The 12,945-nt window shown below is 72.9% G+C and carries 11 protein-coding genes; 7 read left to right on the top strand and 4 right to left on the bottom strand.

Features of this window, described 5'->3' with window-relative positions; translation table 11 throughout:
* Nucleotides 1-7: 7 nt before the first annotated feature.
* Nucleotides 8-208, bottom strand: a complete 201-nt coding sequence (locus K2F47_RS06240; protein WP_272496707.1) for a helix-turn-helix domain-containing protein — start codon at nucleotides 206-208, stop codon at nucleotides 8-10.
* A gap of 154 nt (nucleotides 209-362) precedes the next feature.
* On the opposite strand from K2F47_RS06240, the gene K2F47_RS06235 reads away from it, so the two are divergent.
* From K2F47_RS06235 to K2F47_RS06215, 5 genes are all read left to right on the top strand, one after another.
* Complete coding sequence (locus tag K2F47_RS06235; protein WP_242901757.1) at nucleotides 363-1,796, top strand: NCS2 family permease; 1,434 nt, start codon at nucleotides 363-365, stop codon at nucleotides 1,794-1,796.
* Between the two features lie 117 nt (nucleotides 1,797-1,913).
* Complete coding sequence (locus K2F47_RS06230) at nucleotides 1,914-3,086, top strand: glycerate kinase (RefSeq protein ID WP_242901756.1); 1,173 nt, start codon at nucleotides 1,914-1,916, stop codon at nucleotides 3,084-3,086.
* A gap of 182 nt (nucleotides 3,087-3,268) precedes the next feature.
* A complete protein-coding gene (gene ald / locus K2F47_RS06225) occupies nucleotides 3,269-4,384 on the top strand; it encodes an alanine dehydrogenase (RefSeq protein ID WP_242901755.1) in 1,116 nt (371 codons plus the stop codon).
* Nucleotides 4,385-4,419: 35 nt separating this feature from the next.
* Entirely contained in the window at nucleotides 4,420-5,010 is a 591-nt protein-coding gene (locus K2F47_RS06220; RefSeq protein WP_242901754.1) for a histidine phosphatase family protein, read from the top strand.
* Nucleotides 5,011-5,137: 127 nt separating this feature from the next.
* Entirely contained in the window at nucleotides 5,138-5,437 is a 300-nt protein-coding gene (locus K2F47_RS06215) for a metal-sensitive transcriptional regulator (protein ID WP_242901753.1), read from the top strand.
* Between the two features lie 169 nt (nucleotides 5,438-5,606).
* Here the strand turns inward: K2F47_RS06215 and K2F47_RS06210 are convergent, their stop codons facing one another.
* Nucleotides 5,607-6,254 carry a MarR family winged helix-turn-helix transcriptional regulator gene (locus tag K2F47_RS06210; protein ID WP_242901752.1) on the bottom strand — a complete coding sequence of 216 codons (648 nt, stop codon included), beginning with the start codon at nucleotides 6,252-6,254 and terminating at the stop codon, nucleotides 5,607-5,609.
* 100 nt (nucleotides 6,255-6,354) lie between these two features.
* Between K2F47_RS06210 and K2F47_RS06205 the strand changes: the two genes are divergently transcribed.
* On the top strand, nucleotides 6,355-7,905 hold the full coding sequence (locus K2F47_RS06205) for a DHA2 family efflux MFS transporter permease subunit (protein WP_242901751.1): 1,551 nt from the start codon (nucleotides 6,355-6,357) through the stop codon (nucleotides 7,903-7,905).
* Between the two features lie 17 nt (nucleotides 7,906-7,922).
* On the opposite strand, the gene cutA is transcribed toward K2F47_RS06205, so the two are convergent.
* Both cutA and ggt read right to left on the bottom strand, forming a co-directional pair.
* A complete protein-coding gene (gene cutA, locus K2F47_RS06200; RefSeq protein WP_242901750.1) occupies nucleotides 7,923-8,297 on the bottom strand; it encodes a divalent-cation tolerance protein CutA in 375 nt (124 codons plus the stop codon).
* Nucleotides 8,298-8,348: 51 nt separating this feature from the next.
* On the bottom strand, nucleotides 8,349-10,217 hold the full coding sequence (ggt, locus tag K2F47_RS06195) for a gamma-glutamyltransferase (protein WP_308198372.1): 1,869 nt from the start codon (nucleotides 10,215-10,217) through the stop codon (nucleotides 8,349-8,351).
* 401 nt (nucleotides 10,218-10,618) lie between these two features.
* Here ggt and K2F47_RS06190 point away from each other — a divergent pair, with 401 nt between their 5' ends.
* Nucleotides 10,619-12,772, top strand: a complete 2,154-nt coding sequence (locus tag K2F47_RS06190; protein WP_242901749.1) for an APC family permease — start codon at nucleotides 10,619-10,621, stop codon at nucleotides 12,770-12,772.
* Nucleotides 12,773-12,945: the final 173 nt, after the last annotated feature.

Genomic DNA, 12,945 nt, shown 5'->3' with positions numbered 1-12,945 from the left:
CCACCGCCTACAAGGTGCTCGCCGACCGCGGGGCGCGCGGGGCGAGGAAGAAGTCGACTCGATCCTCTAGTGTGCCGAGGTCACGGCCCGTGAGGTCCGCTATTCGCCGGATACGGTATCGAAGCGTGTTCACTCGGACGCGCCGCCGTGCCGCGCCGCCGTGTCGCGCCGCGTCGCCGGGGGCCGCCGCGTCCGACGATTCTGGCATCCGCACCTTGGCAGGCTATAGCGGACGCAGCCCTTCACGCAGCGCGCGACCGAATTCACCGCCGCGCGCCACCTCGCTCCACCGTTCCGGGTGACCTGCGGCTAACCTGACCTCGCCGTTCTCCCGAGACCCCGTGCCGAACCGGAGCGCCAGCATGTCCCTGTCCAAGAACGCCCAGGCCGACCCGTCCCCGCCCGGGCCGCTGGACCGGTGGTTCGACCTCACCGGACGGGGCACGAGCGTCGCCCGGGAGCTGCGCGGCGGGGTCACGACGTTCTTCGCGATGGCCTACATCGTCCTGCTCAACCCGATCATCCTCGGCAAGGCGCGCGACGTCACCGGGGCGGCGCTGTCGATCCCGCAGCTCACCACCATGACCGCGCTGTCGGCGGCGATCACTACGGTGATCATGGGGCTGGTCGGCAACGCGCCGCTCGCGCTGGCCGCGGGCCTCGGCGTCAACGCGGTCGTGGCGTTCCAGGCGGCGCCGGTGATGACCTGGCCGCAGGCGATGGGCCTGGTGGTGATCGAGGGCGCGATCATCGTGGTACTGGCGCTGACCGGCGTCCGCGAGCGGATCATGAACTCGATCCCGCTGGCGCTCAAGCACGCGATCGCGGTCGGCATCGGCGCGTTCCTCGCGCTGGTCGGCCTCGTCGACGCGGGGTTCGTCACCTCCAGCGCCGCGAGCCCGCCGCTGTCGCTCGGCACCGGCGGCCACCTGGAGACCTGGCCGACGCTGGTGTTCGCGGGCACGCTGCTGCTGATGATCGGCCTGTACGCGCGGCGGATGCCGGGCGCGATCCTGCTCAGCATCATCGCCGGGACGGTCGCGGCCGTCGTCATCGAGGCGAACGCCTCGATCCCCAAGGGCGGCTGGGGCGTGGTCACCCCCGACATGCCCGACAAGCTGTTCGCCGCGCCCGACTTCGGGCTGTTCGGCGAGGTCGACCTGTTCGGCGGGTTCGGCCGCGCCGGGGTCATCACCGCGCTGGTCGTGCTGTTCACCCTCGTCCTGTCCGGGTTCTTCGACGCGATGGGCACGATCCTCGGGATCAGCGACGAGGCGGGGCTGGTCGGCGAGCACGGCGAGGTGCCGAGGCTCGGCCGCATCCTGTCGGTGGACGGGCTGTCCGCCGCGTTCGGCGGCCTCACCAGCTCCTCGGCGAACACGGTGTTCGTCGAGTCGGCCGCCGGTGTCGGCGAGGGCGCCCGCACCGGCCTCGCCAACCTCGCCACCGGCGCGCTGTTCGCGGCGACGCTGCTGCTGACCCCGCTGGCCGCGGTCGTCCCCGCGCAGGCCGCCGCGCCCGCGCTGGTCGTCGTCGGCGCGCTGATGATGACCCAGGTCGCCAAGGTCGACTGGAGCGATCTGGAGATCACCATCCCGGCGTTTCTGACGATCGTGCTGATGCCGTTCACCTACTCGATCACGATCGGGATCGGCGGCGGGATGGTCGGCTACGCGGCCATCAAGCTCGCGGTCGGCAAGTGGCGCGAGGTGTCGGTGTGGCTCTGGCCGGTGGTGGCCTTGTTCCTCGTCTTCTTCGCGATTCACCCCATTGAGGAGTGGCTGAACGTCAAGTAATCCCTTCCAGGGCCGTTCTCTCCGCCGGTTTCGATGTCCCGGAGCCCGTTCCGGGTGTCAAATAGTGCCGTCATGGCGTAAGCAGAAGGTAGAGGCTTACCTCCCGGCGTGAAAGGCATGGCTGTGGCGTCCGCGGACTCTCCCCCCCATCCGTCCCCGCGCGGCCACGTCCTGCTGGCCCCGGGCCGGTTCCGCGGGGCGCTGAGCGCCGCCGAGGTCGCCGGGCACCTCGCCGCCGGGCTGCGCCGCGTCCGGCCGGACGTCCCGGTGGTCGAACTGCCCGTCGCCGACGGCGGCGACGGCACGGTCGACGCCGCGGTCGCGGCCGGGTGGCGGCGGGTCGAGGTCGAGGTGTGCGGGCCCACCGGGCGCCCCCTCACCGCGCGGCTGGCGCTGCGCGGGCGGAGCGCGGTGGTGGAGCTGGCCGAGGCGTCCGGGCTGCGGCGCCTCCCGGACGGCAGGCCCCGCCCGCTCGTCGCCACCAGCGTCGGAACGGGCCAGCTCCTCGGCCACGCGGTGCGGCTCGGCGCCCGCCGGATCGTGCTCGGGCTCGGCGGCGGCGCCTGCACCGACGGCGGCGCGGGCCTCGTCCAGGGGCTCGGCGGGCGGCTGCTGGACGCGCTCGGCAAGGACCTGCCGCCCGGCGGCGCCGCGCTGCGCTCGCTGCACGCGCTCGACCTGCGCGGCCTGCCCGACCTGTCGTCGGTCGAGGTGGTCGTCGCGGGCGAGGCGGCCGGGCCGCTGCTCGGCCGCGGCGGCGCGGCGGCGGTCGGCGGGCCGCGCCGGGGCGCCAGCCGCGACGAGGTCGCGCTGCTGGACGCGGGGCTGCGCCGCTGGGCCGACCTCGCCGAGGCCGCGTCCCGGCGGGCCACCCGCGACCTGCCGGGCGCGGGCGCGAGCGGCGGCGTCGGGTTCGCCGCGCTCGCCTTCCTCGGCGCGCGGATCGAGCCCGGCGCGTCCCTGATGCTCGACCTGCTCGGCTTCGCCGAGAAGGCGCGCGGCGCGCACCTGGTCGTCACCGGTGAGGGCTCGCTGGACAGCCGCTCGCTGCGCGGCACCCCGCCGATGGGCGTCGCGCGGGCGGCGGCGCGGGCGGGCGCCCCGGTCGTCGCGGTCGCCGGGCAGCGCGCCCTCACCGGCGAGCGGCTCCGCAGGGCCCGCATCCAGGCGGTCTACGCGCTGGCCGACATCGAGCCCGACGAGGAGCGCCGCGTCCGGCGGTCGGGGGCGCTGCTGGAACAGCTCACGGTCGCGATCGCCGACGAGTGGCTGCCCCCGTCGGCCTCATAAGGGGATCGCTCCAACCCGGGCCCGGCCCAGGTCACGGAAGACCCGCGTGTTGCTTTACACAGTGTTATCGATTTCGCCGATGCCTTTGCACCCTGCTCATGGCGGGGCGCGCTCGCGGGCCCCCACGCTGGAGGCGTAGCCCCTGCCAGCAAGTCCTGGTCAGCGTTGACGGAGGAGCAGCCGTGAAGATCGGCGTCCCGCAAGAGATAAAGAACCACGAGTACCGGGTGGCCATCACCCCGGCGGGCGTGCACGAGCTCACCCGGCACGGCCACGAGGTGTTCGTCGAGCGCGGTGCCGGCATCGGCTCGGCGATCCCCGACGAGGACTTCACCGCCGCCGGCGCCAAGATCCTCGACGGCCCCGACGAGGTGTGGGCCGAGGGCGACCTGATCCTGAAGGTCAAGGAGCCGATCGCGGCGGAGTACCACCGGATGCGCTCGGGCCAGACCCTGTTCACCTACTTGCACCTCGCGGCGTCCCGCGAGTGCACCGACGCGCTGCTGGCGTCCGGGGTGACGGCGATCGCCTACGAGACCGTCCAGCTGCCCGACCGCTCGCTGCCGCTGCTCGCGCCGATGTCGGAGGTCGCCGGACGGCTCGCCCCGCAGGTCGGCGCCTACAACCTGATGGCCTTCAACGGCGGGCGCGGCGTGCTGCCCGGCGGGGTGCCCGGGGTGGCGCCCGCGAAGGTCGTGGTGATCGGCGGCGGCGTGTCCGGGCTGAACGCGGCGCAGATCGCGGTCGGCATGGGCGCCGACGTGACGATCCTGGACGTCAACGTCGACCGGCTCCGCCACATCGACGCGATCTACCAGGGCCGGCTGCGGACGCTGGTGTCGAACTCGCTGACGATCGAGCAGCAGGTGCGCGCCGCCGACCTCGTCATCGGCGCCGTGCTGATCCCCGGCGCCAAGGCGCCGACGCTCGTGTCCAACGACCTCGTCGCCGGGATGAAGTCGGGCTCGGTGCTCGTCGACATCGCCATCGACCAGGGCGGCTGCTTCGAGGACTCCCGTCCCACCACGCACGCCGACCCCACCTACCGCGTGCACGACTCGATCTTCTACTGCGTCGCGAACATGCCGGGCTCGGTGCCGAACACCTCCACCTACGCCCTCACGAACGTGACGCTGCCCTACGCGGTCGCGATCGCCGACCAGGGCTGGCGCGAGGCCCTGCGCGGCAACGTGGCGCTGGCCCTCGGCCTCAACACCCACGCGGGCGAGCTCGTCTACGACCACGTCGCCGAGGCCCACGGGCTCCCCCACACCCCGCTCGCCTCGATCCTCGCCTGACCCCGCCCGCCCCCATGGGCCCTACAGTGGGGCCCATGGGGGAACTGATCATCGTGCGGCACGGCGAGACCGAGTGGAGCCGCGCGGGACGCCACACCGGACGCACCGACCTTCCGCTGACCGAGCACGGCGAGCGGCAGGCACGCGCGCTCGCCGGGCCGCTTGCGGACCGGCGGATCGTCCGCACCGTGTGCAGCCCGGCCGAACGCGCGCGGCGCACCGCCGAACTGGCCGGTCTCGCGGTGGACGACGTGGACCCCGACCTGTGGGAATGGGACTACGGCGGCTACGAGGGCATCACGACGGCGGAGATCCGCGCGGACCGCCCCGGCTGGTACCTGTGGGACGACGGCGTGATCCCGGGCGACGCGGAGCATCCCGGGGAGAGCGCCGAGGACGTCGGCGCCCGAGCCGACGCCGTGCTGGCCCGCGTACGGCCGCTTCTGGACGACGGCGACGTCGCGGTGGTCGCGCACGGGCACGTGCTGCGCGTCCTCACCGCCCGCCACCTGGGCCTGGAACCCGCGCTCGGACGGCTGTTCGCGCTGGGCACCGGCACCCTCTCGACGCTCGGCGCCGAGCACGGGCGCCCGGTGGTCACGTCCTGGAACACCCCGGCGCGCTGACCGCCCCGCCCGCCCTCACGACGGCGAACGCGGAGCACACCTCGCCCAGCGGATAGGATACCCCTAGGGGGATCATCCCCGAGGGGTACCCCCGGGAGCCGCCCCGAGATCGATTGCGAGGACGGACATGGCGACCAGCGAGACCCCCACCCGCGGGTACACCGCGACCAAGGACCAGTTGCAGACCCGGCTCCGCCGGATCGAGGGCCAGGTGCGCGGCATCGACCGGATGGTCGAGGAGGACCGCTACTGCATCGACGTGCTCACCCAGATCAGCGCCGTCCAGGCCGCGCTGGACAAGGTGGCCCTCGGCCTCCTGGACGGGCATGTCCGGCACTGCGTCGCCGAAGGCGCCGAAGAGGGCAAGGGCGAGGCCATGTCGACCGAACTGATGGCCGCCGTCGGCCGCCTCATGCGCCGAGGCTGAATTTATTGCAATCCCGGCCCAAGAGGCTCGCCTGGCGGCTCGCCCCTTGACCGTGCTTGTGCGAGCGCGGATCGCTTCGCGATCTTCGCGGTGGGGGCTCGCCTCCGGCTTCGCCCCCACCGCTCAGCCAGCGCGCTCGCGTGACGGCTGAGGTTGCTGGGGAGCGAGGCTAAGACTCGCGCGTCCGAGGCGCTTGTGGAACCGGGCAGATTATCTGGCAAGGGGACGGGTCTGCGGCCTGAGCGGCGGGGGTCTGCGGGGTCTCGGGCTCTTCGGGGGTGCGGGCGGCTTCCGGACGGGGCTTGTCGGTGCCCGGGTCCGGGTCGTCCAGGGCGGCGACCTCCATCATCTCGATCATCGTTAGCCAGCCCTGCATGAAGTGGCGGCGTTCGACCGGGCCGAGGGCCTCCAGCGTCATCCGCAATGGGCGCAGGCGCCGCCAGGCGAAGCGCTCGACGCGCTCGCGGTGGTCCTCGTGCAGGGTGACGATCATGCGGCGGCGGTCGCGCGGGTCCGGGCTGCGCTCCACGAAGCCGCCGCGCTGGAGCTCGCCGACGAGCTGGCTGACGGTCGCGGGGCTGAGCGCCATGTGCCGGGCGAGCACGCCGACGGGGACCGGGCCGTTCAGGACGAGCGTGAACAGCACCGGCACGTGCCGGGGGCCGAGCCCGGCCTCCTCGCAGAGCCTCAGCAGCTCCTGGGCCTCGGCGTGGCGGCCCGAGGACTTCATCGTCCGCACCATCCGGCCCATGAGCTGGATCACCGTCTCCAGGTCGGCGTCGACCGAGGTTTCGGAGCTGCCAGAATCGTCGGCCATGTCTTGAAGTTCAACATATTTCGTGGTGCACTGCCAACACGTTGAAGTTCAAGACGTTTCAGTCGAACCGCGCACTCCCGTGGACGAGGGGACCCCCACCATGCCCGAGAGCCCTCCCGCCAAGCTCGCGCCGCCCGGCGCGGGCGCCACCGACGCCCCGTCCGAGAAACTGGACCGGCAGGTGATCGTCCTCGGCCTCGTCATCGTGGCGGGCACGGTGATGGCGATCCTGGACACCACGATCGTCAACGTGGCGCTCCAGACGCTGGGCCACGACTTCGACGCCGGGCTGTCCACCATCCAGTGGGTGATCACCGGGTACATGCTCGCGCTCGGCACCGTCATCCCGCTCACCGGCTGGGCGATCGACCGCTTCGGCGGGCGACGCGTGTGGATGTCGTCGATCGTGCTGTTCGTCCTCGGGTCGGCATTGTCGGGCGCGGCCTGGAACATCGAGTCGCTGATCGCGTTCCGGGTGGTGCAGGGGCTCGGCGGCGGCATGCTGATGCCGACCGGGATGGCGATCCTGACGATGGCGGCCGGGCCGCGCCGGCTCGGCCGGATCATGAGCATCGTCGGCGTGCCGATGCTGCTCGGGCCGGTGCTCGGACCGGTGCTCGGCGGCTGGCTCGTCGAGGACGTCGACTGGCGCTGGATCTTCTTCGTGAACCTGCCGGTGGGCGCGATCGCGCTGGCGCTGGCCTGGTGGAAGGTGCCGCACGAGCACGGCGGGGAGGTCCCGCGCGCCTCCGCCGCGCTGGACCTGCGCGGGCTGTTCCTGCTGCCGCCCGGCTTCGTCCTGGTGATCTACGGGTTGTCGACGGCGAGCAGCAACGGGGGGTTCGGCGACCCGGCGACGATCGGCTGGCTGGTCGGCGGGGTGGCGCTGCTGGCGCTGTTCGTGCCGCACAGCCTGAGCCGCAGGGAGAAGTCCCTGATCGACGTCCGGCTCTTCGCCGACCGGACGTTCGCCACCGCCTCGCTCGCGATCTTCCTGATCGGCATCGCCCTGCTCGGGTCGATGCTGCTGATCCCGCTCTACTACCAGACGGCGCGCGGCGAGGGCGCGCTCTCCGCCGGGCTGCTGCTGGTCCCGCAGGGCCTCGGCGCCGCGGCCGCGATGCCGTTCGCGGGCGTGATCACCGACAAGTTCGGCGCCGGACGGCTCGTCCCGGGCGGGATCGTGCTGCTGTGCGCCGGGACCGTCCCGTTCGCGCTGGTGGACGCCGACACCCCCTACTGGCTGCTCGGGTCCGCGCTGTTCGTGCGCGGTCTCGGGCTCGGCTCCACGATGATGCCGACGATGTCGGCCGCGCTGGTCACGCTGAGCCGGTCGGCGATGGCGCGCGCGTCCAGCTCGCTCCAGATCCTCGTCCAGCTCGGCGGCTCGGTCGGGACGGCGCTGCTGGCGGTGCTCCTGTCCCGCGAGATCAACGACCGGATCCCGCAGGCGGGCGGCGGTGGCGGTCGCGGCGGCGGGATGGGCGAGATCCCCGACCGCGTCCGCGAGCAGGTCGCGCCGCAGCTGGCGGACGCGTTCGGCAGCACCTTCTGGGTCGCGCTCGCGCTGACGGCCGCGATGGTCGTCCCGGCGCTGCTGCTCCCCCGGCGGGGCGCCCACACCGAGGACGCGCCGCCCCCGGTCGGCTAGCCGGCCGGGCCGGGGGCCTAGGCGTCCGCCAGGTCGGCGTCCTCGTCGATGTCGTTGTCCTCGTCGGGGTCCGGTTCGGTCTGCTCGGCCACCCAGGCGAGGTAGTCCATGCTGCCCGCGACGACGGGCGTCGCGATGATCTCCGGGGTGTCGTAGGAGTGCCCGTCGGTGATCAGGGACGCCAGCTCGTCGAAGTGGTCGGCGGTGGTCTTGAAGACCACCATCCACTCCTCGGCCGACTCGATCTCGCCCTCCCACCAGTAGGTGCTGGCGATCGGGCCGACGAGCTGGGCGCATGCCGCGAGCCGCTCGGCGACGGCGGACTTGGCCAGCTCGGCCGCCTCGGGACGGGAGTCGGTCGTGGTCGTCACCTGGACGTAAGACTGCGCCATGGCCCCACTCCTTCCCGTTCGCCGCCCGGACACGCCTTGACCGGCCACGACCTAGCGCGCCGGGGTGAGGACCATCGCGCTACCGCCACCGCGCCTGACCGGCTCGGCGACCGCCTGGACCAGGCCCGGACGCAGGAACTCCAGCGCGGTCGCGGCGCCGATCACGTCGCGCGGCGGGCCGGGGAAGGCCTCGACGCGGTGCCCCCGCGCGGCGAGTGCCCGGCCGTAGGCGGAGATGAACGCGGGCTCGGCGAACACCTGCGGGGTGTTGCGCTGGGTCGCGCGCGGCGCGGCGAGGGCGTGCGGGAGGTCCATGCCGAGGTCGATCCGGTTGACCAGGATCTGCAACACGGTCGTGATGATCGTCGACCCGCCGGGGGTGCCGACCGCGAGCCTCGGCCGCCCGTCCTTCAGCGCGATCGTCGGGGCCATGCTGCTGCGCGGCCTCTTGTGCCCGCCGGGCAGGTTCGGGTCGGGCGGCGAGCCGGGCGTGGGCGGCTGGAGGCTGAAGTCGGTCAGCTCGTTGTTGAGCAGGAACCCGCGTCCGGGGACGGTGATGCCGCTGCCGCCGAACTGTTCGAGCGTGACGTTGTAGGCGACGACGTTCCCCCATTTGTCGGCGACGACCAGGTGCGTGGTCTGCGGGCCCTCGTAGGCGAGCGCGCGGGTCTGGGTGCCGGGCGGGACGCACGCGTCGTAGCGTCCGTCGGGGGTCCCGGGCGCGACGGGCGCGGGCGCGGCCCGGTCGGGCTTGATGAGGCAGGCGCGCTCGCGCGCGAACCCGGACGAGAGCAGCTCGTCGAGCGGCACGTCCACCTGGGAGGGGTCGCCGACGTAGCGGCCCCGGTCGGCGTAGGCGAGCTTGGACGCCTCCAGGTAGTAGTGCAGCGCGGTCGCGGGGTCCTTCGCGTCCAGCCGGAAGTTGCCGAGGATGTTGAGCGCCTCGCCCACGGTGGACCCGCCGGACGAGGACGGCGGCTCCCCGTAGACGTCCAGCCCCCGGTAGGCGACGTGGGTGGGCTCCCTGCGCTGCGCGCGGTAGGCCCGCAGGTCGCCCGGCCTCATCAGGCCGGAACGGACCTTGCGCTTCGCGGCGGGGTCGACCGGCGGCCTGGCGGCCGTCCGCGCGACCTCGTCGCCGAGCCCGCCCCCGTACATCCAGCGCGGGCCGCGCCGGCCCAACTCCCGGTAGGTGCGCGCGAGGTCGGGGTTGCGGAACACCGAGCCGACCTCGGGGGGCTTCCCGCCCGGCAGGAACAGCTCGCGGGTCGGGACGATGTCGCGGAACCGCGCCTCGTTCTCGGCGGTCTGGTCGTGGAACTCCTGGTCGACGACGAAGCCGCGCTCGGCCGTCCGGATCGCGGGCTTGAGCAGCGTGCGCAGGTCGCGGGTGCCGAAGCGGCGGAGCGCGAGGTCCCACTGGGCGAGCGTGCCGGGGACGCCGACGCTGAGCCCGCTGGTGACGGCCTCGTCGAACGGGATCGCCTTTCCGGTGGCGGGATCGACGAAGGAGTCGGGGCGCATCGTCCTCGGCGCGATCTCGCGGCCGTCGAAGGCGTGCACGCGCCGCGTCCTCGCGTCGTAGTAGGTGAGGTACCCCCCGCCGCCGATCGCGGCGACGTAGGGCTCGGTGACGCCGAGGGTCGCGGACGCGGCGATCGCGGCGTCCATCGCGTTGCCGCCCTGGCGGAGCACCTCGATCGCCGCGGCGCTGGCGTCCGGGTCGACGGTGGAGACGGCGCCGCCGTAGCCGGTGGCGACGGGCTGCTTGGCGGGCGGGGTCCGCGGGGCGGGTGCCGGGGCCGCACCGGCGGTGGCGGGGACCGCCAGGGACGCGGCCACGGCGAGCGCCGCCACGGCGGCCGTGCGGCGGGGGGCGTTGCGACGGGGGGCATTCGAGGACGACGGGTAGCGGAACACCGAACCTCCTGGGGAACGCGGCGCCCCTACGGTGCCACCGATCCCGGTAGCGCGCCAGCGTCCGCACCGTCCGGCCCCGGACGCGATTCCGCGCGTCGCGCGGCGCTTCCGCGGGCACTTACCTCCGCCTTCGAGTACCGGGCATGGCGACACCTGCATTCTGGAATCACCGGTTGATAAAGATCAGCGTCAGGAACGAATCCGATTCGGTGTTCGCCCAGCGTGAGCGGCCGATTCCAGCTCGCCACCGCACCGCGCTTCGGCGGTGCCGGACGACATCAAGACGACATCAATCCACCAGAAATCATTGCGATTATGCTCATACCTGGTGAATTCTTAGGGACTTCGACCTGCCGACTTCTCGCGAACAGCGGCGCGGGTTCAGGCCAGGGGGGACACCTATGACCTGGGACATCCGCATGCGCAACAACATGTTCCGGCGACTGCCGGTCGAGCAGGCCACCGGCCGGCTCTACGGTGGCCGGCACCGCCTCCGCGTGGTCTACCGGACGCGCGACCTCATCGTGCTCGGTCTCGGCGTGATGATCGGTTCCGGCATATTCAAGATCGCCGGAGAGCAGGCCACCGCGACCGCGGGGCCCGGGGTGCTCATCTCCTTCCTCATCGCGGGCGGCGTCTGCCTGCTGACCGCGCTCGCCTACGCCGAGCTGTCGTCGATCATCCCGGTCGCGGGCAGCGCCTACTCCTTCAGCTACGTCGCGTTCGGGGAGGTGTGGGCCTGGGTCGTCGGCTGGTCGCTGGTGATGGAGCTGCTGCTGGCCGCCTCGGTGCTCGCGCGGGTCTGGTCGCTGTACGCGACGCAGGCGCTGCACGACTTCGGGGTGGCCGTCCCCTCCTGGCTCGGCGACCTGATCGGGCAGCAGAAGGGGCCCGACCTGTTCGCGTTCGGCATCCTCCTGCTGCTCATCATCATGCTCGCGACCGGCAGCCGCATGAGCCTGCGCACGCTCTGGTTCATGGTCATGGCCAAGGTCATCGTCATCGGACTGGTCATCGCGACCGGGCTGAAGTTCTTCCACCCGGGCAACCTCACGCCGTTCACGCCGCCCTCCAAGCCCGCGCCGAACGGCGACCAGACCGTGCTGGACGCGGTGCTCGGCGCGTTCGGCAGCGGCACGCCGCACGTGTTCGGCGTCTGGGGCGTGTTCGCCGCCGCGCCCGCCATCGCGTTCGCCTACATCGGCTTCGACCTGATCGCGACCGCGTCCGAGGAGACCGACGACGCGCCGCGCAAGGTGCCGCGCGGCATCCTCATCACCCTGGTCACCGCCGTCGTGCTGTACTCGGCGGTCGCGGTCGCGATGGTCGGCATGGTCGGCATGGACGGGTTCGCCAAGCTGAACTCCAACAAGCTGCTGCTCGCCGCCGCGTTCGACTCGGTCGGCGCGGGCGCGATGGGCAAGATCGTCGACATCGGCGCGATGCTCGGGCTGACCACCGTCATGCTGGTGCTGCTGATCAGCCTGACCCGGGTCGTGTTCTCGATGTCGCGGGACGGGCTGCTGCCGCGCCCGCTCGCCGGGATGAGCCGCTACAAGGTGCCCTCGCGCGCGACGCTGCTGTCGGGCGCGGCCGCGCTGGTGACCTCGCAGACCATCGACGTGCTCACGCTGGAGCAGCTCGTCGTGCTCGGGACGCTGTTCGCGTTCCTGTTCGTCGCCGCCGCCGTGCTGGCGCTCCGCCGCGACCAGCCCGACCTGCACCGCCCGTTCCGGGTCCCGGCGGCGCCGGTCACCGCCGTCGTGACGATCGTCGCGGTCGGCTGGCTGATGCTGAACATCAAGGTCCAGACGTGGGGCTACTTCACGATCTGGATGGTCGCGGGCCTGCTGCTGTACCTGGCCTACGGGCGCCGCAAGAGCCAGATGAAGCTGCTGCTGGAGGAGCCGCTGCCCGAGCGTCCGGTCGCCGCGCCGATGGCGGCCGCCCCGCCGCCCGGCGCCGCCTTCCCCGGCGCGCGCGCCTCCGCGCCGGGGGCCGCCGCGCCGCACGCCGCGCCCACCCCGCATGGGACGGCCCCGCAGGGCGTCCAGCAGACCGGCGGCTACCTCAACCTCGGCCAGTCGACCGGGCAGCACCCGACGGGCGTGTACTCCTCCGGCGAGCACGGCCCGGGATCGTACGGGTCCGGGGCGTACGACGCGGGCACGTACGGGTCCGGGGCGTTCGGGACGGGGGGATACGGCTCGGGCGAGTACGGGCAGGGCCAGCCGGGGTCGGGACAGCACGGATCGGGCCAGCCGGGGCAGGGCCGACACGGGTCGGGTCAGCACGGGTCGGGCCCGTCCGCGTCCAGCCCGTCCGACTCCTACGGGTCCATTCCGTACGGGTCCAGCGGGTACGAGTCGGTGCCGCGGCCGGCCGATCCGCGGCAGAGCACGCCGCCGCAGCCGGAGAACCCGTACGCCTCGGGGAACTTCCCGAGCGGCCAGCACTCGCGCAACCCCTACACCTCCGACCGGCAGCGGAACGGCGGCTGGTACGACGACGAGGAAGAGGAACCACCGAGCACCGGCGGACGCCACCGCCGCTGAGCAGCCCCCGCCGGCACCCCCAGGCACCGCACGACCCGAGAGCGCCGTCTCCCCTCCCCGGGAGGCGGCGCTCTCGCCTTTCCGAAAGGGCTGGACACCCGGCCGCCCGCCGGGCTATGTTCTTCTCATATCGAGATGAACTCAACTTGAGACTTACTCAGTACGAGTCCGAC

The organism is Actinomadura terrae (genome assembly GCF_022751215.1).
In the GTDB taxonomy this organism is placed as follows: domain Bacteria; phylum Actinomycetota; class Actinomycetes; order Streptosporangiales; family Streptosporangiaceae; genus Spirillospora; species Spirillospora terrae.
This window is presented reverse-complemented; position numbering and strand designations above follow the sequence as displayed.